Raw genomic sequence first — 25560 nt, forward strand, 5'->3', positions numbered from 1 at the left:
TCATCATGGCTGTTCAACAAAATAAAAAGAGTTCGTCCAAGCGCGGAATGCATCGTGCGCACGATTCTCTTACCACGCCTCCCACCGCGATTGAGCCAAACACAGGCGAATTGCATCTTCGTCACCACATCAGCCCCAACGGTTTCTATCGTGGCCGTAAAGTGCTGAAAACAAAGAACGACGAATAAACCGGTATTTCAGCAATCTGTCGTCAGGTTGCCTAATTAATGCCACATAAGAAGATTCGAATCGCCGTAGACTGTATGGGCGGTGATGTAGGGGTTTCCGTTACGGTTACCGCTTCATACCAGTTTGCGCAACGTTTTCCCGATACCACCTTCTTGCTGGTTGGCGACGCCGTCGCCATTCAGTCTCAGTTGGCGCGGTTAGGTTGCGACCGTGCCGATTGGTATCAAATACTTCCCGCTTCCGAAGTCGTCGCTATGGACGACCCGGTCGAGGTCGCTTTGCGTCGCAAGAAAGATTCTTCCATGCGGGTTGCAGCACAGGCGGTCAAAGATGGGGTCGCAGACGCCTGCATTTCCGCTGGGAATACCGGCGCCTGGATGGCAATTTCCCGTTATGTGTTGAAAACGCTCGACGGCATTGATCGACCGGCAATCGCTGCGTCGATTCCCAATCAGCATGGCGGCGCGACCACTGTTCTCGATTTGGGCGCCAACGTAGATTGTTCAGCGCAGCATCTGTTGCAGTTCGCCATTATGGGTACGGCTCTGGTGAGTGCACTTTACGGCACTGGTGCGCCCAAAGTTGGCTTGTTGAATATAGGTGAAGAAGTCATCAAGGGAAACGAAGTCGTTAAGCAAGCGGCTGAGTTGTTGCGTGGCAGTGGTCTGAATTTTTACGGCAATGTCGAAGGCGATGATATTTGCAAGGGTACTGTCGACGTCATTGTTTGCGATGGTTTTGTGGGTAATGTCGTTCTGAAGTCCATGGAAGGCCTGGCGCGTATGGTGGCAACCATGATTCGCGCTGAGTTCAAAAGCGGGATTTTGTCGATGTTGGCGGGGCTGATTGCGTCGCCGGTGTTGAATCGTTTTCGTAAGAAAGTGGATAACCGCCGTTACAATGGCGCCGCTTTGCTGGGTTTGCGGGGCATTGTCATTAAAAGCCATGGCTCCGCTGATGTTTATGCTTTTGGCTGCGCCTTGCAGCGCGCAAGGGAAGCCGTAAATAACGGTCTTCTGGAAGGAACGACGACGGCAATTCATGACTTGCACCAAAGCCTTGCCAAAGCCAAGTCGCTGCAAGCGAATGTGTCTAACGATGTAACGGGTCGGGCAGCATAAGCTGCCATCCAATGGAAGTGGTTTCACTATGCCTTATGCCAAGATAGCAGGAACGGGGGGCTATTTGCCGCCTCGTGTGGTGTCAAACGATAATCTGGCCGCTGAGTTGGCGACCCGGGGGGTCGAAACCTCCGATGAATGGATTACCGAGCGCACGGGTATCCGGCAACGGCATATCGCCGGCCCGGATGTTAAAACCAGCATGCTGGCTACTGAGGCGGCAAAAATTGCGATGGCTGATGCGGGGGTTGCTCCCGCAGATATCGATTTGCTGATTGTGGCTACCTCAACGCCTGACGTCATTTTTCCCAGTACGGCATGCCTGGTGCAAGCTCAATTGGGTATTCGTCAGGGAGCGGCATTCGATGTGCAGGCCGTGTGTAGTGGTTTTGTTTACGCGTTAACCACTGCCGATGCGTTTATTCAGGCGGGCCGTGCACGTACCGCTTTGGTCATTGGCGCCGAAATCTTTTCCAGTATCCTTGATTGGGACGATCGACGCACGTGTGTGCTGTTTGGCGATGGCGCGGGCGCAGTGGTGCTCAAGGCTGCCGATGAGCCGGGTATTCTGGCCGCAGAGCTTCATGCCGACGGCAGTCAACAGGGCATTCTATGTGCCAACGGTCGTATCGAGGCCGGGCAGGTAGTGGGTGATCCTTTTGTGCGAATGGATGGTCAGGCCGTGTTTAAAATGGCGGTCAACGCATTATCAAAGTCTGCGCATGATGTTTGTCGGTCGGCCGGCGTTAGTTTGGCGGATATCGATTGGATGGTTCCGCATCAAGCGAATGTCCGTATCCTTAACTTCCTGGGTAAAAAGTTGGGCATTCCAACAGAAAAAATTGTTATCACACTCGATCAACATGCCAACACCTCCGCTGCCAGTGTGCCGCTTGCGCTCGATGTCGCTCGCCGTGACGGCCGTATCAAAAAAGGGGATGTGGTACTCATGCAGGGTGTGGGTGGCGGATTCACTTGGGGCTCTGTGCTTGCCCGCATGTAAAATCACGCAAATTTGCCATATTTCGCGTTCAAATAAATCAATTCAATTGTCATGAAAGTTGCTTTTGTATTTCCGGGGCAAGGGTCTCAATCCGTAGGTATGATGGATGCCTGGTCAGGTAATTCCATTGTGCAGTCTGCACTCGCCGAAGCGTCTGATGCGCTGGGACAGGACCTGGCCGCGCTTATTGCTCAAGGCCCCGCTGAAGACCTGAACTTAACGACCAACACCCAACCAGTGATGTTAAGCGCGTCTGTCGCCGTTTACCGTGCCTGGCGTGATGCCGGCGGCCCGGTGCCGCACCTGGTGGCAGGGCACAGTTTGGGTGAGTATTCCGCCCTAACAGCGGTTAACGCGCTTACTTTGGCCGACGCCGTACGTCTTGTGCGTGTTCGTGCTGATGCCATGCAGGCTGCGGTGCCGGTGGGCAGTGGCGGAATGGCGGCGATTTTGGGTCTGGATGATGATCAGGTTCGCCAATTGTGCGCCGAGGCCGCACAAAACGAGGTGGTCGAGGCTGTAAATTACAACGCGCCGGCCCAAGTCGTGATTGCCGGTCATAAGGCGGCGGTGGAACGCGCGTGTGAGCGGGCACGCGAGGCAGGCGCCAAGCGCGCTTTGGTTTTGCCTGTCTCCGCCCCTTTTCATTCAAGCTTGCTCGAGCCTGCCGCCAAAGTGCTTCAGAACGCATTGGCCGGTGTCAACCTAATGCCCCCCCAAGTGCCTTTGGTCAACAATGTCGACGTGGCCTCTCCTGCGGAGCCTGAAGCCATCAAGGATGCATTGGTTCGCCAGGCCTGGCACCCGGTGCGCTGGGTCGAGACATTGCAGGCAATGAAAGCTCAGGGTGTCACCCATGTTGTCGAGTGTGGGCCGGGTAAAGTGCTGGCAGGTCTTACCAAACGTATCGACCGAGATCTTGTCGGTCTGTCGATTACGGATCCCGCGTCGCTGGATTCGGTGTTGGAAACCATCAAGGGGGCATCATGAGTGAGCAACTGGAAGGAAAGGTTGCGCTGGTAACCGGCGCAACGCGTGGGATTGGTAAAGCCATTGCCCTTGAACTGGCCGCACGGGGCGCGAAGGTGGTTGGAACGGCAACGTCGCAAAGCGGGGCCGATAGCATTTCGGCCATGCTGGCCGACTTTGGTGGGCGCGGGGTCGTGCTGAACGTAACAGACGGCGCTGCGTGCGATGCCTTGTTGGCGGATATCGGAGCCAATGAAGGCGGGCCGCACATTTTGGTCAATAATGCGGGTATTACACGTGACAACCTGGCGATGCGTTTGAAGGATGATGATTGGTCGGATGTGATCAACACCAACCTTTCCGCAGTTTTCCGTTTATCGCGTGGCGTGCTCAAAACCATGATGAAAGCGCGTTGGGGGCGGATAATCAATATCACCTCGGTTGTCGGTGCCAGCGGCAATCCTGGTCAGGCAAATTATGCGGCGGCAAAAGCAGGCGTTACCGGGATGACCAAAGCCCTGGCGCGTGAGCTGGGCAGCCGCGATATTACGGTAAATTGCGTTGCGCCGGGTTTTATTGAAACTGACATGACGCGCGCATTGGGTGAAGCGCAAACTTCGGCACTTTTATCTCAAATTCCGCTGGGACGCTTGGGCGCACCGGCCGATATTGCGAATGCCGTGGCTTTTTTGGCAGCGCCCGAGGCAGGTTACATTACAGGTACAACGCTTCATGTAAATGGCGGGATGTACATGTGATGATTCATACAGGTTAAAATCCTGTTTTGGTACGAGGTGTTCCAATGCTGTCGCCGGTACAGCTTTGTGTATGGCAAGTATTGAAACACTGTTTTTTTTGTCATAGCCGTTTCCTATTATTCAATACGTTTGGCTATAATTCGCGGGAATTTTTCCCTAATTGGAGAACTGCATGGAAAGCATCGAACAGCGCGTCAAGAAGATCGTCGCTGAACAACTTGGCGTTAACGAAGCCGAGATCAAAAACGAATCTTCCTTCCTTGACGACCTCGGTGCCGATTCGCTCGATATGGTCGAGCTCGTAATGGCACTCGAAGACGAATTCGAAACTGAAATCCCTGACGAGGAAGCAGAGAAAATTACGACCGTTCAACAAGCCGTCGAGTACATCAACTCGCACAGCAAAGAATAATTTCAACAAAAAGGCTCGGAGTTGCGCTCAGCGCAACTCGAGTCGGAGCGGTTTCTAGAGAGTCTATTGGCGGTGGCAGTGGCAGTAATTGCGCCTGCATGAATAGGCTGGCTTTAAACCGCTTTTTTTATTTCTAGGAGTCATCTGTGAAGCGACGTGTCGTCATAACGGGTCTGGGTATTATTTCGCCCGTGGGGAATGATATCGACAACGCCTGGAGTAACTTGGTTAGCGGGCGTTCGGGTGTGGGTCCTATCACACGTTTTGATGCCTCAGGTCTGAACGCGCAGATCGCGGCGGAAGTAAAGGACTTCGACGTCACGGACTACATGTCGGCCAAAGAAGCCAAGCAAATGGATACCTTTATCCATTACGGCGTGGCGGCGGGCGTGCAGGCATGGAAGGATGCCGGCCTGGAAGTTACCGACGAGAATGCTGATCGTATTGGTGTCATCGTCGGTTCCGGTATCGGTGGTTTGCCTCGCATCGAGGAAACGCAATCCGAGTATCTGGCGCGCGGCGCGCGGCGTATTTCGCCGTTTTTTGTGCCGGGATCGCTCATTAATCTCGTTTCCGGACAGTTGTCGATTATGTTGGGCTTGAAGGGGCCCAGCTACGCCGTGGTGTCAGCTTGCACAACAGGTTTGCACTCAATTGGCGACGCCGCCCGTCTCATCGAATACGGGGATGCCGATGTCATGGTTGCCGGTGGTGCCGAGTCGACGGTTTCGCCATTGGGTGTCGGTGGTTTTGCCGCTATGCGAGCCTTGTCTACTCGAAATGATGATCCGGGAACCGCATCGCGGCCTTGGGATGTCGACCGGGACGGCTTCGTGCTTGGTGAAGGTGCCGGTGTGCTGGTTCTTGAGGAGTATGAGCATGCCCGTAAACGCGGCGCTCGTATTTACGGTGAGTTTGCCGGATACGGAATGAGCTCGGATGCTCATCATATTACTTCGCCTGACAAAGACGGTCCGCGTCGTGCAATGCTGTTGGCTATGCGTAACGGCGACATCGATCCCACCGAGATCTCTTATGTCAATGCCCACGGCACATCAACCCCTCTTGGCGATAAAAATGAAACGGAAGCACTGAAGCTTGCCTTTGGTGATCATGCGCGTCATCTGGTGGTTAATTCCACTAAATCCATGACAGGCCACTTACTGGGCGCAGCGGGCGGAATCGAAGCCGTTTTTACAACGCTGGCGGTGTATCACCAAGTGTCGCCCCCGACTATCAATATTTTTAATCAAGATCCTGATTGTGACCTTGATTATTGCGCCAACGAGGCACGCGACATGAAAATTGATGTTGCTCTGTCTAATTCGTTCGGTTTTGGCGGCACGAACGGGTCGATGCTGGTGCGACGGGTTTAGGTGGCAACCGGAATGCAAAAGCCGGTCGAGTGGCAGGTCAGGACGCCTTTTTGGGTCTGGTTCGTCACTGTCACTGTGCTTTTGTTGGTGTCGTTAATTCTTGTGTTTCAAAGCTTTGTGCTGTTCCTGAGCGCGACGTTGGCTACTTTTTTGTGTTGTCGACGTCGCGTTGTGCATTCTTTATTCGCACGGGGTTCTTTGCGTTTCGAAAACGGGGGCTGGTTCTATGTCGCCCATCATGGAAGTGAACGTCAGGTATTATTGAAGCGGGTCTGGCCCAATGCGTTTTGGACGACATTGCGCTTTACACAGGAAGCTTCCGGGGCGAACCAAATTATGGAATTAACAGTCTGGAAATCTCGAGTACCCGAGCAGGCGTGGCGTGCGCTGGGTATGCTGGTTGCCCAACACATCGCGGCGGCAGGGGGTGTGCGTGAGCGAGCGTGATGTAGATGCGGAACTGGTTGCTCGCGTTCAGCGGGGTGACAAGCGGGCTTACGACTTATTGGTATTGAAGTACCAACGCAAAATCATGCGTTTATTGTCGCGTATGATCCGCGAGCCGTCCGAAGTGGAGGATGTGGCGCAAGAGGCGTTTATTAAGGCGTACCGCGCCTTGCCGCAATTCCGAGGCGACAGCGCGTTTTATACGTGGCTGTATCGCATTGCGATCAATACTGCGCGGAACTGGCAGGCCTCCAGTCAACGTCGCCCGATGTCTTCGTCAATTGTTTCGAATGAAGATGATGAAACTTTTGACCAAATTGACAACCTAACCGATATCAGTACGCCCGAATCGGTTCTGGCCAGTCGACAGGTGATCAGTACAGTTAATGAGGCAATCGATGCGCTGCCCGAAGAGTTGCGCACCGCTATTGTGCTGCGAGAAATTGAAGGTATGAGCTATGAGGATATCGCCCAGGCGATGGGTTGTCCCATAGGAACAGTTCGCTCGCGTATTTTTCGTGCGCGAGAGGCAATTGCGGCGCAGCTGCGCCCTGTGCTGGACACAGGGGCAGACACGCAACGGTGGTAAGGAGTGACAATTATGCATACTCAAACGCGTTCCGATTACGATCCTTCATGGGAGGAAAGTGTTTCCACCTGGGTCGATGGGGAAGCGGAAATTCGAGCTGAAGATCTCGATACCCCTTATGGCAGGCAATTGTGGGATACCTACCATTTGATTGGCGATGTTATGCGCAGCAACGAGCTGGCACTGCAACCCTCAGACCGTTTTTATGCCCGTGTGTCAAAAGCAATCGATGATGAGCCGGCCATCGTCGCTCCCCGGTTTCGCAAACCGTCGCCTGTCTGGCGTGCAGGTGTATCGGGGTTGGCGGTTGCCGCCGCAGTGGCGTCGGTTGTGTGGGTTGCGTTGCCGTACTTTGTCGGCGGACAGGGTAACGATAATCCCCCAGTATTGGCGACGGCTGATGAATCAGGCTTGCACGATTACGTGAGTGCGCATCAACAGTTCGCTGGTGTGAACCCAGTGCGGCAGGTATCGTTTCAAGCGGGGGCCGGGGTACAATGAGAAGGGTAACTCGGCAGATGTCAGCCTGGCACATGGCTTGGTTATTGGTGGGTGTGCTGGCTGTGTTGCCTTCGGTCCAGGCGCAACAGAACGAGAAGCCATATAAAGCGGTGTTTGAGTTGTTGCAGCAGGCGCAGCAAGCGGCGCGCAATACTGATTATGCGGGTGTATTTACTTACACGGAGCGTGGAACCATGCGCTCATCCCGTATTGTTCACTTGGTTGATGGCACGGGAGAGCGCGAGCGACTCGAGGTGCTTGATGGTTCGCCGCGCGAATTTATCCGGCATAATGAAACCCAGCTTTGTCTGATACCCGAGAAAAATCTCGTTTTGGTCGATAAAGCGCGTACAGATCGGTTTCCCAGCCTGTTTTTGGGTAATACCGATGCGATTGTCGATCACTATGAGTTGTTTTTCAGTGATACAGACACGACACGTGTTGCAGGGCGTGAATGCCAGATGATTCACGTTGAGCCGCGCGCGGATGACCGATATGGTTACAAATTTTGTGTCGACACGGAAACTAAATTATTAATCAAGGCTCAAACCGTCAGTGACCAAGATGTTATCGATGAAATTGCCTTTACCATGCTACAAACCGGTGAAAATGTTGTCAGTGAAGAGCTGGACCCTTCATGGGATACGTCAGACTGGAAAAAGGTACAAATTTCAACACGCGACATTGACGTTACAGAGTCGGGATGGCGTATTCAATCGCCTCCAGGCTTTTCTTTTACGAAGCAGCTTGCTCGCCCCATGAAGTCGGGCGACGCGGTAAAGCATGTCGTGTTGTCTGATGGGTTGGCTACGGTTTCGGTGTTCATTGAAGCGTTTGATGCGGCGAACCAGACACGCACCTTGCAAAAGGGCGTAATGCGTAATGGTGCTATCAACGTTTACGGCACACGAATCGATGATTATTGGCTGACAGCCGTGGGTATTATTCCTGCATCCACCTTGCAGGGTATTGCCGAGCAAACGCAATATGTCGAGCCCCCGACCGGACAACAATAATTTATTTTCAAGGAGATTTCATGATGCGAACAACCAGCGTTGAAGGACGCGTGAAACGGTTTTTTGCAGGCGCGATGGCTGCCTGCGTCTTGGCGGGAGCAGCGGTGTCGGTACAGGCACAAACCACTCCCGTACCAACGCTAACCGTTCCCGACTTCACCGAAGTGGTGGCGCAATCGGAAGGGTCGGTTGTGAATATTCGTACGACCGAGAGCATTCCCGTACGCTCTCAAATGGGGCCGGGTACCGACCCCTATGAGTTGTTTCGCTGGTTTTTCGGCCCCGATTTTGTTCCTCCCGGTCGTGGAGGACCTCCTGGCGCGCCGGCACCGGATGGGGCACAACCCCAGGAGCGTACTGTTCCCAGGGGGGTGGGTTCCGGGTTCATTATTTCCGAAGATGGCTACATCCTGACCAACACGCACGTTGTCGCAGGGGCGTCGGACATTCATGTCACCTTCACAGATGGTCAGGAGTACGAAGCTGAAGTAGTTGGCACAGATGCACGAACCGACGTTGCACTCATTAAAATCGATGCGAAAAATTTGAAACCTTTGCCGATTGGCACATCCACCACCCTTAAGAAGGGGCAATGGGTGTTGGCTATCGGATCCCCTTTTGGTCTGGAATCAACGGTTACTTCGGGTATTGTTAGCGCCATCAATCGCGACACAGGCGATTATCTTCCGTTCATTCAAACCGATGTTGCAGTGAATCCCGGCAACTCGGGTGGACCGCTGTTGAATTTGGGCGGTGAAGTGGTGGGTATTAACTCGCAAATAGTATCCCGCAGCGGCGGATTCATGGGTATTTCGTTGGCCATTCCCATTGATGAAGCCATGCGTGTTGTTGAACAGTTGAAAGAGCACGGCAAGGTTACGCGTGGTCGCATTGGCGTTCAGATTGGGCCGGTCTCAGAGGAAGTGGCCAAAGCAATTGGGCTGGATAGCGCCAAGGGCGCCATGGTCAGTCACGTTCAGCGTGATGGGCCTGCCGATAAGGCAGGAGTTCAGGCGGGCGATGTAATAACCGATTTCAATGGCGAGCCAATTGTTCAATGGTCGGATTTACCCCGTATTGTGGGGGGGACCAAACCGGATACCCGAGCAACCATGAAAGTGTGGCGCAAAGGCAAAGAGGTATCGCTGCGCGTTCGTGTCGGCGAGTTTGAGTCCGACGATGCGGCGACCCCATCCGAATCCGGCTCACAGGCTGAGGAAATGGCAACCAATGCACTGGGCCTCGGAGTACAGCCGGTGCCTGCCGACATCCTCGAAAGCGAGAACCTTAAGCAGGGTGTGATGGTGACGGCGGCCAAAGGTCCGGCAGCCATGGCAGGTATTGCGCCCGGAGACATTATTCTGACGGTGAATGAAACGGACATCACCAATCCTGAACAGTTCGCCAAAACGGTTGCGGGGCTTGATACTTCAAAAACTGCGGCATTACTGGTGTATCGTGAAGGGCAAACACAATGGGTTGTTGTAACGCCCACAAAATAATTCGCCAAACCGGCTAAAATGCGGTAGTCGCTACAAGAGGGGCGCCCAGTGCGCTCCTCTTTTTGCTTATATTTTTATCCGTGGCTGTTATCTCAGCCCGGATTTTATTCATTCAGGTTTATGAACCACATCCGCAATTTTTCCATTATTGCCCATATCGATCATGGCAAATCCACTTTGGCCGATCGCCTGATTCACCGTTGCGGTGGTCTGCAAGACCGCGAAATGGCTGCGCAAGTACTTGATTCAATGGATATTGAACGTGAGCGTGGCATTACAATCAAGGCTCAAACGGCTTCACTGTCCTATACAGCACAAGACGGAAAGGTCTATGCGTTGAACCTTATCGATACGCCCGGCCACGTCGATTTTTCCTACGAGGTGAGCCGTTCTTTGTCTGCGTGCGAGGGGGCATTGCTTGTTGTTGACGCCTCGCAAGGCGTCGAGGCTCAAACCGTCGCAAATTGTTATACAGCAATCGAGCAAGGCGTCGAAGTGATTCCCGTGCTGAACAAAATGGATTTGCCGTCGGCCGAGCCTGAGGCGGCCCGTCAGGAAATTGAGGACGTAATCGGTCTTGATGCATCGGATGCTGTTTTGGCAAGCGCCAAAACGGGTATGGGGATTGACGAAATTCTTGAGCAGGTTGTTGCCAAAGTGCCGCCGCCCAAAGGGGACCCAGACGCTCCGCTACAGGCTCTCATTATCGATTCCTGGTTCGATAATTATGTGGGTGTCGTGATGCTTGTGCGCATTGTGAATGGTGTATTGAAGCCAAAAGACAAAATTCGCCTGATGGCGACAGGTTTCACACATTTGTGCGAGCAAATCGGCATTTTCACACCGAAATCAGTACCGTGTGAACAGCTATCGGCGGGGCAGGTTGGTTTCGTGATTGCCGGAATCAAAGAGTTGGCGAATGCCAAGGTGGGTGATACGGTTACATTGGCCAACCGTCCCGCCGACAAGCCGTTACCCGGCTTTAAAGAAGTAAAGCCGCAGGTCTTTGCAGGTCTGTATCCGGTAGAGAGCAGCGAGTACGACCAGCTGCGCGACTCTTTGGAAAAATTGCGCCTGAATGATTCGTCGCTGATGTTTGAGCCTGAAGTCTCCCAGGCACTGGGTTTTGGCTTCCGATGTGGTTTTCTGGGTCTGCTGCACATGGAAATTGTGCAGGAACGGCTGGAACGAGAGTTCGATATGGACATCATCACGACAGCGCCGTCTGTCGTGTACGAGGTTGAGCAGCGTGACGGTACGGTTATTATGGTTGAAAGTCCGTCACGTATGCCGGAAGTGGGTGCCATAACCGACATTCGTGAGCCAATTGTCAAAGTTACCTTGTTCATGCCACAAGATTACGTGGGGCCGGTCATGGCTTTGTGTAATAACAAGCGGGGCATTCAGGCCGACATGACCTACCACGGGCGCCAGGTACAACTGGTTTACGAAATGCCTCTGGCGGAAATCGTACTCGATTTCTTCGATCGTTTGAAATCCGTATCGCGTGGCTATGCGTCGATGGATTATGACTTCATCGAATATCGCTCATCCGATGTTGTTCGGGTGGACTTGCTCATTAACGGCGATCGCGTCGATGCCTTGTCAATGATGGTGCACCGAAGCAATGCACGGTATCGCGGGCGCGAGGTTTGCGCCAAAATGCGAGGCTTGATTCCCCGTCAAATGTTCGATATCGCTATTCAGGCGGCGATCGGCTCGGAAATTATTGCGCGTGAAAGTGTTAAGGCTTTGCGCAAGAATGTTTTGGCCAAATGTTATGGTGGCGACATTTCACGCAAGAAAAAACTCCTTGAGAAACAGAAAGCCGGTAAAAAGCGGATGAAACAGGTGGGTAACGTTGAAATTCCGCAGGAAGCGTTTCTTGCCATTCTTCAGGTCGACGACAAGTGATGTTGCGTAGCAGCTATAGGAATAAATAACGATATGAGTTGGGATTTTGCGCTGATTTTGTTTGTTTTATTGGTCGTTACCGGTGTCGTCTGGTTTCTGGACTATTTTTTCCTGCGATCCCGCCGGCGCCAACGTGCCGCTGAGGAAATGGCGCGTTACGATGCTGCTCCTGCGGGCGTCGGATCGGTTGAAGCGGCAAAGTTAAGGCGCGAGGCATACGAGAAAGCCCATAAAGTGCCTTGGCTTATTGAGTACTGCGTGAGCTTTTTTCCGGTCATTCTGTTTGTGTTTGTTCTACGCTCATTTATTGTCGAACCGTTTCGCATTCCTTCGGGTTCGATGCTGCCAACTTTGCAAAATGGTGATTTAATTCTGGTTAACAAGTTTGATTACGGTATTCGCTTGCCCGTAATCGACCGCAAAGTGGTGCCTTTGGGAAACCCGGATCGGGGAGATGTGATTGTATTTCGTTATCCGGTTGATACCAATGTGGACTATATCAAGCGTGTGGTGGGCGTGCCCGGTGATGAGGTGGTCTATCGAAATAAAGTGCTTTATTTGAATGGGCAAGAGGTACCCCTCGAGCGGGCAGGTGACTTTTACGAGCCTGATCGTTCATCATATGTGAGTGAGTTCATTGAAACGCTGGGGGCGGATAAACATCGAATTCTTCTCGACCGTCAACGGCGCCAGGACCTCATGCCCATTACCGATTACCCCTACCGAAAGAACTGCAACTATTTTTCAGGTGGTGTCCGGTGTGTTGTACCTGAAGCGCATTATTTTGTCATGGGTGATAATCGCGACAATAGTCTCGACAGCCGTTATTGGGGTTTCGTACCCGATGAGAATATCGTAGGCCGTGCGTTTTTTATCTGGATGAATTTCGGTGACTTGGGCCGAATAGGTCGGTTTAACTAATGGAAAAACTTGCAAATCTTGAGAAAGCGCTGGGTTACACCTTTTCCGACCCTTCATTGCTTGAGCAAGCCTTAACGCACCGAAGCCATAATGCCCGTCACAACGAGCGGTTTGAGTTTTTGGGTGATGCCATACTTAACTTTGTGGTGGCGTCTTTATTGTTTCACCAGTTTCCAAAGGTCGATGAGGGCGATTTATCGAGGCTGCGGGCTAATTTGGTTAAACAGGCATCGTTAGCTGAGATCGCTCAAAACCTTAATTTGTCGAATTTTCTTCGTTTGGGGGAAGGGGAGCTGAAAAGCGGGGGTTTTCGTCGTCCTTCTATTTTGGCGGATGCGCTTGAGGCGGTTTTTGGCGCAGTTTTTCTCGATCAGGGTTTTGACGCGGCGCGCAAGGTTATTGGCGGTTTGTATGCTCCCAAGCTCGAGAATGTTGATCCAAAGACACTTGGCAAGGACCCCAAAACCCTTTTGCAGGAAGTGCTCCAAGGTCGCAAGCTTGAATTGCCACAATATACCGTTGTCGGCACGCACGGAGCTGCGCATAATCAAATGTTCGATGTCGAATGTTCGGTACCCAAGCTCGATATAAAAGTGACTGCGTCCGGGTCAAGCCGCCGGGCGGCGGAGCAACTTGCCGCGACACAGGTTATTGCTTTAATTCAGCAAATGGCGCCGGCTAAAGGGGCGGCAGGGCGCGCACGTGCGCGAAAAAACGCGCAACTGACGTTACCGGTAGCCGTATCTCAGGAAAATAAATGAATTCAGCCTTTCGGTGCGGCTTTGTTGCAGTAGTCGGGCGCCCCAATGTGGGTAAGTCGACGCTGACCAATGCGTTAATCGGTTCTAAAATATCCATTGTGTCACGTAAGGCTCAAACGACCCGGCATCGTATTAATGGGGTGCTAACCCGCGAGCGCGAACAGTTTGTTTTTGTCGATACGCCGGGGTTTCAAACGCGGCATGGCGGTACGATGAACCGTATGATGAATCGCGTCGTTACCCAGGCATTGGCCGATGTTGATGTTGTGTTGCATGTGGTTGAGGCCGGCAAGTGGTCCAAGGGCGATGAAGAGTTGTTACCGCTGTTGCCGACGTCGCAGAAAACCATTCTTGTGCTTAGCAAGGTCGATCAGTTGAAAGACAAAAACAGTCTTTTCGGGTTCGTAAACGATTTGATGGCTAAGCACCCGTATGCAGCAGTCGTTCCGGTTAGCGCGGTCAAAGACACGCAACTTAACGTGTTGCTCGATGAAATTGCTGCGCGTTTGCCCGAGGGCGAACCGATGTTCGAAGCCGATACACTGACCGATCGCCCGATGCGTTTCATTGTGGCCGAACTGATCCGTGAAAAAGTATTTCGTCTGGTAGGTGATGAATTGCCCTACGCTTGTACCGTTGTGATAGAGCAATGGGAGGAGCACGAGCGTGGTGCCCGAATTGCGGCGTGCATTGTTGTTGAGCGTGAAACGCATCGTCCGATTTTGCTGGGAGCTCAGGGCATGCATATGAAGCGTATTGCCACCGAAGCCCGTCAGGATATTGAAAAACTACTTGAAAAGCCGGTACATCTTGAGGTGTATATAAAGGTCCGAAAAGGGTGGTCGGCGCGCGAGTCTTCATTGCGCGATTTGGGATATGAGTAAACGGGTTATCCGGGTTACGAATGGCTTGGCCTATCTGCTTCATGCTGTTCCCTGGCGTGAAACGTCTCTATTGATTCAGGTGTTTTCGCGTGATCACGGCATTGTTGCGATGGTTGCCAAAGGGGCGAAACGCCCTTACTCGTCGTTACGCAGCGTATTGGCCGGGTTTCAGCCTTTGCATTTGTCGTGGTCGGGTGGTGGGGATGTAAAGACCCTCACACGCGCTGATAACGCAGGGCTCAGGCCATTGTCGGGGCGAACGCTCATGTCGGCGTGGTATATGAACGAGTTGCTGCTCTCGCTTTTACCGCGCGAAGATCCGCATCCCGCATTGTTCGAGGCTTATGATGCCGCGCTGATACAACTGGCTGCGGGATCCGCCGCTGCGTCGGCACTGCGTCGGTTCGAATGGATTCTTTTACATGAAACCGGTTATGGCCTGGAGGGTGCCCCTCCTGATTTCGACGATCCCGCTTCTGAGCCGGAACTGCGGCGCAGTCTTCGCGAACGCATTGATTCCTTGCTGGTAGGCCGGCCGTTGCGTACGCGGGCGGTGTTAATGGCGCTGCAACGGTTGTGACGACTACACTGCCTCGTTTTGTGGTGCTCGATACATGTGTGCTCATTTCCAATGTTCTGCGCCCGGTGCTGTTGCGCCTGGCTACTGAAAATGTTTTTTGCGTAGCCTGGAGTCCGATAATAGCTGACGAGTGGTGCCGTACAGCCGAACGTCTTTGGTCTGTGCCGAAAGAGGATGTTCGTGCTCAATGGCTGGCTCTGCAATCAGATTTTCCCAATGCCGATCAAGGGGATGTGTCGGTTTATAAAACGGGTTTGAAATACAGCGATCCTAAAGATTGGCATGTTATTGCAGTAGCCCGTGCTGTTCAGGAGCAGAACCCAGGCTGCCCGGTGGGCATCCTGACCCGAAATATAAAAGATTTCAACCGCAGTGAGTTGCGTCGGCTGGGTATTCAGCGCTGGGAGCCCGATGCGTTCCTGGCGTTATGTTTTCAAACACACGGCGAACTTGTATATGAAGCCTTGAGTGCGCTTCTGGGAGATGAAAAAACGGCTCGCCGTTATGACGAGCCGCTGATTGAAATGCTAAAGCGGGAACGCTTGTTCCGTTTAAACCGCCTAATCGCCGTCGCCACCAAAAATGCCTAATAACATGAGCAAGTTGGCAAATATGTTGTACAGGTCGAGATAAACCGCCATTGTTGCAGAGACGTAATTGGTTTCGCCTCCGTTCACAATGCGCTGCAAGTCGACCAATAACAGGACGGAGAACAGCCCGATGGCGATCACGGAAATAGTGAGCATTAAGGCCGGCAATTGCAGGAAAACGTTAGCGACCGCCGCCACGATCAACAGAATGACGCCGATGAACAGGAATTTTTGCAGGTGAGTGAAATCACGCTTTGTTGTAGTGGCAATACTGGCCATTGCGCCGAAAACAACGGCTGTGCCGCCGAAAGCCATCATGATTAGCTGGGTGCCGTTACCCATACCTAATATAAATCCAATGAGCCGCGACAGCATCAGGCCCATGAAAAACGTAAAGGCAAGTAGAAACGCAACCCCTATGCTGCTGTTCTTGTTTTTTTCAACCAGGTACATAAGGCCAAACGCACCCACAAAGAACAAGATAAGACTCATGCCGGGGCTGGACGCCATCGCGGAGTTAATGCCGGTGGCAACACCCACCCAGGCGCCTAAAACCGTGGGAATCAAGGACAACGCCAGCAGCCAGTACGTATTACGCAAGACGCGATTACGTACAACCTCTTGGGAGGCCGCACCGTAGGTTTCCCGGCCAGGGAAAGAGGGTTGACGGGAGTCGCTCATAGTGAATCCTTTTAATTGAGTGTCATGATCGTACAAAAATTTTTTGACCTCAGTGTATCTGACCTGCAAATACACCAAGAGTTCCTAGTTGGAAGCTTAACTGACACCATGCTGAACATCAAGTGGGTGTGCGCGCGGAAAGGTCGTGTGCATGGAGCTTGTGGCCGTCATTTTTGTAATCAAGCCAGCGTTGTCGTGCCGGTTCAATGTCGCCTGGTTGCAAACTGACAATTTCAAGAATACGTTCAAATTGATGCGCGGTGGAAGGGCATGCTGTATCAAGGTTGAGCAGCCATACGGGCTGAGTGTCAGCCTGCGTGTGCATAGTCGGTTCAGGCGGCCTTGTGGTCAGTAACACCGGCGTGCATGAAGCCAGGGGGTCGTCCGCGTCGACATGAGGGATAAACGCATCCGGCTCAAACGACCATAACAACTGGTCGAACTGCCCCAAAAATTCGGCTTGACTGCAGTAAATCAGTAAAAGACGGCCCTGCTGGTGGTGTTTGCGAACCACCTCACAGGCGGTTCGCAAACGATCCTGGGCACCGAATGCAAAGTCGATTCGTGCCATTACGCTCAATTCTGGTTAAGCAGAAATTGAATGAGTAATGGGACGGGACGGCCTGAAGCGCCTTTTTCTTTGCCGCTGCGCCATGCCGTACCGGCAATGTCGAGGTGAGCCCAGTCATAGGCTTTGGTATAGCGTGACAAGAAACACGCCGCAGTCACCGATCCAGCGGGTGGCCCACCAATATTGGCCATGTCGGCAAAATTAGACCGTAATTGCTCCTGATAGGCGTCATCAAGTGGAAGGCGCCATGCGGGATCATTGGTTTGCCGCCCGGCTGTTTGCAATTGTGTTGCAAGCTCATCGTTCGGTGAGAAAAGGCCCGTATTGACATGGCCCAGAGCGACAACACATGCACCGGTAAGCGTGGCGATATCGATCACTGCCTGGGGTTTGAACCGCTCAACATAAGTGAGCGCATCGCACAGAACCAGGCGACCTTCGGCGTCGGTATTAAGAATTTCAATCGTTTGCCCCGACATGCTGGTAACCACATCGCCAGGCTTGTTCGCCCGCCCACTGGGCAGGTTTTCGCATGCGGGGATGACACCAATCACTGAATGGTTAAGTTCCAACTCGGCAACCGCCCGCATGGCTCCCAGCACACTTGCCGCACCGCACATGTCGTATTTCATCTCGTCCATGTTTGCGCCGGGCTTAATGGATATCCCTCCCGAGTCGAACGTAATGCCTTTACCGACAAGTACGTAGGGCTTCTTGCCGCGCGCCGTTTTCGTTTTTCCGGCAGGAGGGGTGTACTTCAGGACAATAAATGCGGGAGGTTCGTCTGAGCCTTTGGCAACCGACAGGAACGCATTCATCTTGAGATCCTGAATCTGTTTTAGCCCTAATACTTCAGCTTTCAACGTTTTGAACTCTTTCGACAGTTTCTTCGCGGTTTGGCCCAGGTAGGTGGGGGTACAAACATTGCCCGGCAAGTCGCCCAGCAAACGGGTTAGCTGCATACCATTGCCGATTGCCTGTCCGGCTTGCAGGCCCAGTTTTGCCTGCGCGGCGTCGCCACGACTGACCCATTGCGTTATTTTTTTTAATTTGGCGGGTTTGTTGCGGTTTTCTTTCCCCAGCGTGGCATCATAGTGATAAGTGGCCTGGCTGGCTGCGGTTGCGGCAATTTGGGCGCGCTGCCGAATTCCCGTTTCCTGGTAATCGAGGCTTGCAAGGGTGGACACACCTTCCGCGACCTGCGCCTGGATGCAATATTTTGCAAATGCCAGTTCGGCATTTGCATGAATTTTGCTGTTGTAGCTGTCTTGTTTGCCTAACCCGATTAAAATGATCCGCTCGGCGGCAATGCCGTCGAGGTTTCTAAGCAGGGTTTGGGTCCCGGCTTTGCCGGGAAATTCGCTTTTAACAATACGCGATAGCGCGCCGTTGCAGGTTTGATCGAGCAGTTGCGCAGGTTGTGTGAGCTGGCCTTCGGCAAAAACGCCGACAGCCAGTGCCGCAGTTTTAATTTGGTTCGGTGCTGCGTTGGTTTGTGTGCTGAATTCCATATAAGCTTTCCGTAGTTGATCGGCAGAGTGTTGTTGATTATCTCGCATTTTTGTTTATGTCTCTATTCAAACGATCTGTCGTATCCGAAATCATGAGTCATGCCGGCGTGGTTTTTTCCACGTTATTGGTGGTTTGGCTTAGTGTCCTGCTGGTTCGGCTGTTGGGTGACGCCGCCAGTGGCAGCATTGGTGCCGACGTTGTGTTCGGCCTGGCGACGTTTTCAAGTATTACCGCCTTGCCGGTTATTTTGTCGGTTTCATTGTTTATTGCTGTTCTTACCACCGTAACACGTAACTTTCGTGAGTCGGAAATGGTAGTGTGGTTCGCCAGCGGCCTGTCGTTAAAAGACTGGATTGGGCCGGTGATGCGTATTGCCGTGCCGGCGGCCATGCTTATCGCTTTTCTTACCTTGTTCGCGTCGCCGTGGGCTTATCGGCAAATTGCTGAGTATCGTCAGCGTTATGAGCAGCGATCTGATTTGTCCAAAGTGACGGCCGGGCAGTTTATTGAGACTGAAAACGGTGCGCGGGTATTTTTTGCAGAAGAGCCTGTGAATGAAGGCGATGAGCTGGGTAAGGTTGTGGCCCGAATTAAAGATGATGGCTGGCTGAGCGTGGTAACCGCCAATAGCGCGCGGGTTGAAACGCAGGATAACGGCGATCGTTTTCTGGTTTTGTCGGAGGGGCACCGGTACGATTTGAAACCGGGTCAAACTGAATTCCGTTTGCTTGATTTTCAGCGTTATGGTTTTCGCCTTGAAGGGGAGAGCGATACAACCCCCGAGGCGCTGCGTGCACAGGCAGAGAGTCAAATAAAGGCGCGTCCCACGCAACAGTTGTTCAGCGACAATAACGATAACGCCGACTCTCAAATTATGTGGCGTCTCGCTTTACCGCTTGCGGCGTTGAACCTGGCTTTGCTGGCGATTCCATTGGGCGCGGTGAATCCACGCCTGGGGCGTTCCGGTGATGTCTTGATTGCGGGTTTGGTGGGCTTGTTGTACATGAACCTGATTAACCTGTCGCGTGGCTGGATTGGCACAGGCCAACTGAACTTTTATGTGGGCATTTGGTTAGTTCATGCCATTTTTCTAGCCTTAATGGTGTTCATGATGTGGCGCAAATTACGTATTCGCGCACCGAAGCCTCCCAAGCCTGCATCCTGACCAACCTGCTTTTTGGGTATAGGCTTATTACTGAATATTATTTGAATTTGTTTCTATATTACGTATAATTTTGCCCCTATACGGGGTAAAAAATGAATCTTCAGCAATTTCGCTTCGTGCGAGAAACCATTCGACGCAACTATAATTTAACGGAAGCCGCCCGCTCTTTGTACACATCCCAGCCAGGGGTGTCGAAATCGATTATTGAGTTCGAGGAGGAGTTGGGCGTCAAAATATTCGAGCGTCATGGAAAACGCATTAAAGGTTTGACCAAACCGGGCGCTGTCGTAGCCCAGGTTATTGAACGCATCATGCGCGAGGTGGATAACCTCAAAAAGGTCAGTGACGAGTTTGCCCAGAAAGACGAGGGTGGCTTGGTGATTGGTTGTACTCATGCCCAAGCGCGGTATTTGTTGCCTAAGGTGATTCCGGCGTTTCGGGCCCGTTTTCCCAAGGTCAGAATGTCTTTGGCGGAAGGAAACCCTCCCACTTTGGCGCAAATGGTGTTACATGAACAAGCGGATCTTGCCATTGCTACCGAGTCGCTGGCACATACCCCGGGCCTGGTTGCCTTGCCGGTTGTTTCATGGGAGCACGTTGTTGTGGTGAAGCCAGACCACCCGTTAACGGAGCTGACATCGTCGCAGGCGCGCAATTTAACGCTGGAACAACTGGCGCAATATCCCATCGTTACGTATGATCGCCAGTTTTCCGGGCGTCGTGTCATTGATGAAGTTTTTGAAACTCGTCATATCACCCCCGACATCGTTTTGGAAGCAATTGATGCCGACGTTATTAAAACCTATGTCGATGTCGGCCTGGGAATAGGCATTATCGCGGGTATTGCCTACGACCCGCGTCGAGACAAAGGTTTGGTGGGCATTCCAGTTGGGCATTTGTTCGGAACTCATGTAACCCGCGTAGCGATGAAGCAGGGTGTGTTTTTACGTGATTATGTTTATGCTTTGCTGGAAATGCTGGCACCCGAGCTCACACGTGAAGTCGTGCAACAGGCGCTGGAGAAAACGCCTGTATCCGAATAAATAATTTCGTCGTAGTTGTTGATACTGATTGACAATACAAATAAGAATGATTATCGTTTGTCTTAATTTAAAGGCAAAAGGGGTCATTATGACGACGTGTGTAAATGCGGTAATTGTGGGTGCCGATCGCTTAGGCAATATTCCTGATTTGTTGAAGGGTCATAATATTTCTATTCACCGGCACATTAGCGGCCGGGATCCCGCCCATCAGAAGAAAAATTTGCAATTGCCCTCAGGCACGGATTTATTAATTTTGTTAACTGATTTTCTGGGCCATAACGTAATGAAAACGTTCCGGATGGCAGCCCAGCGTTCTGGTGTAAGGGTTGTGGCTTGCCGCAGGTCGGTGTGTTGTATGCAGCAAGCGCTGATGCAATGCGGCTACTGCAGCGAAGCTGAGTGCAAGGTTTCAGGCCCGAGCCGGCGTGCCCCGTTGTAGCGTTTCTTCCAGTAAGCAATGTCCATGCTTTCAACCCTTACCTGGGCGCCCCGGCGGGGCGCATGGACGAATTCTTTATTTCCCAGGTAAATGCCTACATGTGAGAAGCGACTGCCCAAGGTGTTAAAAAACACCAAATCACCTTTGCGTAGTTCCGATTGTTTGACCGCAATACCCTGACGGGCAATGTCGGCTGAACGGCGGGGGAGCTTCAAACCGAGCGATTTTTCGGCAGCATAAATAACCAACCCACTGCAGTCGAAGCCGGTGTCGGGTTCATCGCCCCCGAATTTGTAGTCGACCCCCAAATGTTCCAACGCCGCGCTGGCAAGCGCACGTGAATCGTTGTAATACGTTTCAGAGGCCCGGCTAAGGCCGAAATCGTTTTTGGCCAGATAAGCCCCCAGCGGATCGGAGCGCAAATGTGCCTGATAAGCTTCGCGGCCGGCACCGGCTTGAGAACCGGGGTCGGTAGACGCGCACCCTGCCAAAAAAGTGACCGCAGCGAAGACGAATACTTTTACACCGACCGATACGATTGGCGCGCGACGTTGGCTCCCAGATAAAACTGGCACGTTATCCGACATGGTTCCCCGATAAAAGGCCTAAGTATTATGGCCTGTTGCTGGTTGGCGTTTTTTGCGTGCCCGAGTTTAACCAAAACTTTGTGTCAGGTAAAGCGTGAAATGTTACAAATCGCACGTGTTGCGCCGTTCGGGTTGCGATGGGGAACTTATGGCATTATGCGGGTTCATCGTTGAACAACGCATTACATACTAAAGGAGACAGTCCGATGAATACCAAACCTGTACTCGGCGCGAGCGACGTCACAAAAATTTTGACTGCGGCAACGGATTTTGCCAAAACCAATAATTGGGCGGTGGCGATTTCAGTGACCGACGATGGCGGCCACCTGCTGGGTATGGTGCGTCTCGACGGCGCGACCCCCATGACAGCCAAAATGTCGGAAGCGAAAGCCAGAACAGCGGCAATGGGGCGCCGGGAAACAAAAATCTTCGAAGATATTATTGCTCAAGGGCGTGTTGCGTTCCTGTCGGCGCCCAATCTCGATGGTTTGTTGGAAGGCGGTGTGCCTGTAATTGCAGATGGCCATGTCGTTGGCGCCGTCGGTGTTTCCGGCGTGAAGTCGTCTGATGACGCCGAAATTGCGCGTGCCGGGATTGCCGCGCTTAAGCTTTAACGCTAATCAGTGTTACGCAACGTGTTGTACTGCAATACATGACGGGGTCAGTCAGAACAGCCCCTCAGCCCTCAGCATTTACGAACGCGCTGCGTCCCGGCGTGCGTCGTCGGGAGTTGTGGGCTTGGGCGATGTACGATTTCGCCAACTCAGGCTACACCACGGTTGTTCTGACCACGGTGTTCAACAGCTATTTTGTGTCGGTGGTCGCTCAGGGGCGGTCATGGGGTACTCTCGCGCTCACAGCGGCCTTGTCAGTATCGTATTTGCTGGTTATGTTCACCATGCCCTCTTTGGGGGCGTATGCCGATGCAAGCGGGAAGAAGCGTCGTGTTTTATTCTTAAGCACGCTTGGTTGTGTGGCGGCTACGGCCATGCTTGCTGTGGTTGGGCCTGGCGCTGTGTTGCTGGGGCTGGTGATTTTGGCCGTATCGAATTATTGTTACTGTGTGGGTGAGTCGGTTATTGCCGCGTTTCTGCCGGAAATTGCACAGCCTAATGCGTTGGGTCGTGTATCAGGCTGGGGCTGGGGGTTTGGTTACTTTGGCGGTATGCTGGCTTTGGGGTTTTCGTTATATATCGTTACGTCACTTGCCGCCGGAGGGTTTGAAGCCCCTCAGTATGTCGCAATCGTCATGCTGTTCACGGCCGGTTTGTTTGCATTGTCAGCGCTGCCATCGTTCCTTCTGTTGCACGACCGCTCGTTGCCGAATCGGCGGTCACGTTCCGCTCCGCTTAAACAACTGAAGCACGCCTGGCGGGAAACATCCGGTTTTTTTCCCGATTTTCGCCTGTTGCTGATATGCGGGGCGTTTTATCAAGCCGGGATTGCTGTGGTGGTGACACTGGCCGCAGTGTATGCCAATCAGGCCATGGGGTTTACCATGGCCAAAACAATGTTACTGGTCTTTGTGGTGAATATCGCTGCGGCGACAGGTGCCCTGACGTTTGGACATTTTCAGGATCGGGCGGGTCATAAAAAAGCGCTTGCTTTGACCCTGATGGGTTGGATTCTGATGGTGTTGGTTGCCTATGCCGCAGTCAGCGAATGGATATTCTGGATCGCTGCCGGATTGGCCGGCTTATGCATGGGCACAAGTCAGAGCGCCGGGCGTGCCATGGTGGGCGCGCTGGCGCCACAGGGTCGGTTGGCGGAATTTTATTCGCTTTGGACGTTCGCCATTCAATTGGCGGCTGTCGTGGGTCCGTTCACGTACGGCCTGGTTACCTGGCTAACCGATGGCAACCATCGGCAGGCACTCTTGGTAACCGGTTTGTTTTTTGTTGCGGGTTTGGTGGTGTTACAAAGGCTTGATTTTGCGCGCGGCGTCAAGGTGCGCGATACTTACTCTCTGTCAGGCCATGAAAATTCATTGAACGAGGAGTAATGAGAATGGCATCTACAGATATTAAATCGGTGCTGGTTGAAAATCGCGTGTTTCCACCGTTTGCCGGCATAGAGAAAGACGCAACCATTTCCGGTATGCAGGCTTACGATGATCTGGTACAGGAAGCACGGCAAGATCCGAATGAGTTTTGGGGGCGTCTGGCCAAGGAACATCTTAATTGGACCACCCCCTTCACGCAGGTGCTCGATGAGTCTGAGGCGCCGTTCTATAAATGGTTTTCCGACGGTGAGTTGAATGTGTCGGCGAATTGCCTTGACCGCCATCTGGGCACGCCCACCGAAAATAAAACCGCCATTATTTTTGAAACCGACGACGGTAAGGTGCTGCGCGTTACCTATCGTGAACTTTACGATCGGGTATGTGAGTTTGCCAACGGCTTGAAAGCGTTGGGCTATAAGAAGGGTGATCGTGCCATTATTTATCTGCCGATGTCGATCGAGGCGGTGGTGGCCATGCAGGCATGCGTGCGGTTGGGCATGATCCATTCGGTTGTATTCGGTGGTTTCTCTTCCAAAAGTATCCACGAGCGTTTGGTGGACGTAGGAGCGTCGCTGGTGATTACCGCCGATGAGCAAATGCGGGGTGGGAAAACCATTGCATTAAAGCCGGCGGTCGATGAAGCCATTGCCACGGGGGGCTGCGAGGCCGTGCGACACGTTGTCGTTTATAAACGCACCGGCGGCAAAGTGCAGTGGCATGAAGGGCGCGACCTTTGGATGCATGATGTATGCGAAGGGAAGGCCGGGCCGTGTGAGCCGGTACCGGTTAATGCCGAGCATCCGTTGTTCATTCTTTATACCTCGGGCTCAACGGGCAAGCCCAAGGGCGTTCAGCATGCATCGGCAGGCTATTTGTTGTGGGCCTCTCTTACGGTGAAATGGGCCTTCGATGCTAAAGAGTCTGATGTTTACTGGTGTACCGCCGATGTCGGCTGGATTACAGGTCATACATATATTGTCTATGGGCCGTTGGCCGCAGGTATTACGCAGGTGATGTTCGAGGGCGTACCGACCTATCCCAACGCGGGCCGTTTTTGGGAGATGATTCAACGACACGAAGTGAGTATCTTCTACACGGCGCCGACGGCGATTCGTTCGCTTATCAAAGCGGCGGAAGCACAGCCGGAGTGTCACCCGCGCAAGTACGATTTGAACAGTTTGCGCATCATCGGTTCAGTAGGTGAGCCCATTAACCCTGAGGCCTGGATGTGGTATTTCAAGGAGGTGGGTCGAGAGCGTTGCCCCATTCTGGATACGTGGTGGCAAACTGAAACCGGGGGCCACATGATCACGCCTTTGCCGGGTGTGACGCCGCTGAAACCGGGCTCGTGCACCTTGCCGTTGCCTGGTATCGAGATGGCCATTGTTGATGAGAGTGGCACCGATGTTAAGTCCGGCACTGGTGGCTTTTTGGTTGTGAAGCGCCCCTGGCCCGCTATGATTCGAACCATTTGGGGCGACCCCGAGCGTTTCAAGAAAAACTATTTCCCGCCTGAAATGAAAGGCTATTACCTTGCCGGCGATGGCGCGCAACGTGATACCGACGGGTATTTCTGGATTATGGGTCGCGTCGACGACGTGTTGAATGTATCAGGCCATCGCCTGGGTACGATGGAAATTGAGTCTGCCCTGGTGTCCCACTCGTTGGTGGCGGAGGCGGCAGTAGTCGGGCGGCCGGATGATACGACGGGCGAGGCTATTGTGGCGTTTGTTGTGTTGAAGCGGAGTTTGCCTGAGGGTGACGAGGCAGCAAAAATTGCCAAAGAGCTGCGTGATTGGGTGGCCAAGGAAATTGGCCCGATTGCCAAGCCGAAAGATATCCGTTTCGGCGAAAATTTACCGAAAACCCGGTCTGGCAAAATTATGCGGCGTTTGTTGCGTAACGTAGCCCGGGGCGAGGAAATTACGCAAGACGTTTCCACGCTTGAAAACCCAACAATTCTCGACCAGTTATCGCAGTCGGTTTAAAGGCGGATGTGGTTTAGGTAAAAAAATGGGCGCCTCTGC

General features: G+C 52.8%; 28 protein-coding genes. 24 read left to right on the forward strand and 4 right to left on the reverse strand.

Annotation, left to right across the window (positions count from 1 at the left end):
* The first annotated feature begins 5 nt into the window (after positions 1-5).
* The 18 genes from rpmF to G9Q38_RS08130 all read left to right on the forward strand — a co-directional run bounded on the left by rpmF (position 6) and on the right by G9Q38_RS08130 (position 15533).
* Entirely contained in the window at positions 6-188 is a 183-nt protein-coding gene (gene rpmF / locus G9Q38_RS08045; RefSeq protein ID WP_114419776.1) for a 50S ribosomal protein L32, read from the forward strand.
* Between the two features lie 39 nt (positions 189-227).
* Entirely contained in the window at positions 228-1310 is a 1083-nt protein-coding gene (gene plsX / locus G9Q38_RS08050; protein ID WP_166129692.1) for a phosphate acyltransferase PlsX, read from the forward strand.
* Between the two features lie 28 nt (positions 1311-1338).
* Positions 1339-2313, forward strand: coding sequence for a beta-ketoacyl-ACP synthase III (locus G9Q38_RS08055; protein ID WP_166129695.1), 975 nt, complete (start codon positions 1339-1341; stop codon positions 2311-2313).
* A gap of 51 nt (positions 2314-2364) precedes the next feature.
* Positions 2365-3303 (forward strand): ACP S-malonyltransferase, encoded by a 939-nt coding sequence (fabD, locus tag G9Q38_RS08060; protein ID WP_166129698.1) that lies wholly within the window; start codon positions 2365-2367, stop codon positions 3301-3303.
* Entirely contained in the window at positions 3300-4040 is a 741-nt protein-coding gene (fabG, locus tag G9Q38_RS08065; protein WP_166129700.1) for a 3-oxoacyl-ACP reductase FabG, read from the forward strand. The genes fabD and fabG overlap by 4 nt, the downstream gene beginning before the upstream one ends.
* Before the next feature lie 172 nt (positions 4041-4212).
* Complete coding sequence (gene acpP, locus G9Q38_RS08070; RefSeq protein ID WP_114419768.1) at positions 4213-4452, forward strand: acyl carrier protein; 240 nt, start codon at positions 4213-4215, stop codon at positions 4450-4452.
* 146 nt (positions 4453-4598) lie between these two features.
* Positions 4599-5828, forward strand: a complete 1230-nt coding sequence (gene fabF / locus G9Q38_RS08075) for a beta-ketoacyl-ACP synthase II (protein ID WP_166129703.1) — start codon at positions 4599-4601, stop codon at positions 5826-5828.
* Between the two features lie 12 nt (positions 5829-5840).
* Positions 5841-6275, forward strand: coding sequence for a hypothetical protein (locus G9Q38_RS08080; protein ID WP_166129706.1), 435 nt, complete (start codon positions 5841-5843; stop codon positions 6273-6275).
* Positions 6262-6864, forward strand: coding sequence for an RNA polymerase sigma factor RpoE (gene rpoE / locus G9Q38_RS08085; RefSeq protein ID WP_114419765.1), 603 nt, complete (start codon positions 6262-6264; stop codon positions 6862-6864). Before G9Q38_RS08080 ends, rpoE begins: the two co-directional genes overlap by 14 nt.
* A 12-nt stretch (positions 6865-6876) precedes the next feature.
* On the forward strand, positions 6877-7365 hold the full coding sequence (locus G9Q38_RS08090; protein WP_166129709.1) for a sigma-E factor negative regulatory protein: 489 nt from the start codon (positions 6877-6879) through the stop codon (positions 7363-7365).
* Positions 7366-7382: 17 nt separating this feature from the next.
* On the forward strand, positions 7383-8381 hold the full coding sequence (locus G9Q38_RS08095) for a MucB/RseB C-terminal domain-containing protein (RefSeq protein ID WP_166129712.1): 999 nt from the start codon (positions 7383-7385) through the stop codon (positions 8379-8381).
* A 23-nt stretch (positions 8382-8404) separates the two neighbouring features.
* Positions 8405-9883: a DegQ family serine endoprotease gene (locus G9Q38_RS08100; protein ID WP_166132348.1), complete on the forward strand. Its 1479-nt coding sequence runs from the start codon at positions 8405-8407 to the stop codon at positions 9881-9883.
* Positions 9884-10003: 120 nt separating this feature from the next.
* Entirely contained in the window at positions 10004-11797 is a 1794-nt protein-coding gene (gene lepA, locus G9Q38_RS08105) for a translation elongation factor 4 (protein WP_166129714.1), read from the forward strand.
* Between the two features lie 33 nt (positions 11798-11830).
* A complete protein-coding gene (gene lepB / locus G9Q38_RS08110) occupies positions 11831-12718 on the forward strand; it encodes a signal peptidase I (RefSeq protein WP_166129717.1) in 888 nt (295 codons plus the stop codon).
* Positions 12718-13479 carry a ribonuclease III gene (gene rnc / locus G9Q38_RS08115; protein ID WP_119440908.1) on the forward strand — a complete coding sequence of 254 codons (762 nt, stop codon included), beginning with the start codon at positions 12718-12720 and terminating at the stop codon, positions 13477-13479. Before lepB ends, rnc begins: the two co-directional genes overlap by 1 nt.
* Complete coding sequence (gene era / locus G9Q38_RS08120; RefSeq protein ID WP_166129719.1) at positions 13476-14363, forward strand: GTPase Era; 888 nt, start codon at positions 13476-13478, stop codon at positions 14361-14363. The genes rnc and era overlap by 4 nt, the downstream gene beginning before the upstream one ends.
* Positions 14356-14943: a DNA repair protein RecO gene (gene recO, locus G9Q38_RS08125; RefSeq protein ID WP_166129722.1), complete on the forward strand. Its 588-nt coding sequence runs from the start codon at positions 14356-14358 to the stop codon at positions 14941-14943. Before era ends, recO begins: the two co-directional genes overlap by 8 nt.
* Positions 14940-15533, forward strand: coding sequence for a PIN domain-containing protein (locus G9Q38_RS08130; RefSeq protein ID WP_166129725.1), 594 nt, complete (start codon positions 14940-14942; stop codon positions 15531-15533). The genes recO and G9Q38_RS08130 overlap by 4 nt, the downstream gene beginning before the upstream one ends.
* On the opposite strand, the gene G9Q38_RS08135 is transcribed toward G9Q38_RS08130, so the two are convergent.
* From G9Q38_RS08135 to G9Q38_RS08145, 3 genes are all read right to left on the reverse strand, one after another.
* The gene (locus G9Q38_RS08135) at positions 15504-16214 is read right to left on the reverse strand and encodes a Bax inhibitor-1/YccA family protein (protein WP_114419756.1); all 711 of its coding nucleotides are present in this window, start codon (positions 16212-16214) and stop codon (positions 15504-15506) included. The two genes, G9Q38_RS08130 and G9Q38_RS08135, sit on opposite strands and share 30 nt — an antisense overlap.
* A gap of 118 nt (positions 16215-16332) precedes the next feature.
* Positions 16333-16785 (reverse strand): DNA polymerase III subunit chi, encoded by a 453-nt coding sequence (locus G9Q38_RS08140; protein WP_166129728.1) that lies wholly within the window; start codon positions 16783-16785, stop codon positions 16333-16335.
* A 5-nt stretch (positions 16786-16790) separates the two neighbouring features.
* Positions 16791-18296: a leucyl aminopeptidase gene (locus G9Q38_RS08145; RefSeq protein ID WP_166129731.1), complete on the reverse strand. Its 1506-nt coding sequence runs from the start codon at positions 18294-18296 to the stop codon at positions 16791-16793.
* 56 nt (positions 18297-18352) lie between these two features.
* Here G9Q38_RS08145 and lptF point away from each other — a divergent pair, with 56 nt between their 5' ends.
* The 3 genes from lptF to G9Q38_RS08160 all read left to right on the forward strand — a co-directional run bounded on the left by lptF (position 18353) and on the right by G9Q38_RS08160 (position 20944).
* Positions 18353-19462: an LPS export ABC transporter permease LptF gene (gene lptF / locus G9Q38_RS08150; RefSeq protein WP_166129733.1), complete on the forward strand. Its 1110-nt coding sequence runs from the start codon at positions 18353-18355 to the stop codon at positions 19460-19462.
* A 92-nt stretch (positions 19463-19554) separates the two neighbouring features.
* A complete protein-coding gene (locus tag G9Q38_RS08155) occupies positions 19555-20505 on the forward strand; it encodes a CysB family HTH-type transcriptional regulator (RefSeq protein WP_166129736.1) in 951 nt (316 codons plus the stop codon).
* Positions 20506-20593: 88 nt separating this feature from the next.
* A complete protein-coding gene (locus G9Q38_RS08160; protein ID WP_166129739.1) occupies positions 20594-20944 on the forward strand; it encodes a DUF2325 domain-containing protein in 351 nt (116 codons plus the stop codon).
* Here the strand turns inward: G9Q38_RS08160 and G9Q38_RS08165 are convergent.
* Positions 20887-21531 carry a C40 family peptidase gene (locus G9Q38_RS08165; RefSeq protein ID WP_166129742.1) on the reverse strand — a complete coding sequence of 215 codons (645 nt, stop codon included), beginning with the start codon at positions 21529-21531 and terminating at the stop codon, positions 20887-20889. The genes G9Q38_RS08160 and G9Q38_RS08165 overlap by 58 nt on opposite strands.
* A gap of 206 nt (positions 21532-21737) precedes the next feature.
* Here G9Q38_RS08165 and G9Q38_RS08170 point away from each other — a divergent pair, with 206 nt between their 5' ends.
* The 3 genes from G9Q38_RS08170 to acs are packed head-to-tail and all read left to right on the forward strand — an operon-like array spanning position 21738 to position 25521.
* Entirely contained in the window at positions 21738-22145 is a 408-nt protein-coding gene (locus G9Q38_RS08170) for a heme-binding protein (RefSeq protein WP_166129744.1), read from the forward strand.
* Positions 22146-22183: 38 nt separating this feature from the next.
* A complete protein-coding gene (locus G9Q38_RS08175; protein ID WP_166129747.1) occupies positions 22184-23533 on the forward strand; it encodes an MFS transporter in 1350 nt (449 codons plus the stop codon).
* A gap of 5 nt (positions 23534-23538) precedes the next feature.
* A complete protein-coding gene (acs, locus tag G9Q38_RS08180) occupies positions 23539-25521 on the forward strand; it encodes an acetate--CoA ligase (RefSeq protein WP_166129750.1) in 1983 nt (660 codons plus the stop codon).
* Positions 25522-25560 lie beyond the last annotated feature (39 nt).

The sequence above is a fragment of the Pusillimonas sp. DMV24BSW_D genome (assembly GCF_011388195.1).
Taxonomy (GTDB): domain Bacteria; phylum Pseudomonadota; class Gammaproteobacteria; order Burkholderiales; family Burkholderiaceae_B; genus Neopusillimonas; species Neopusillimonas aestuarii.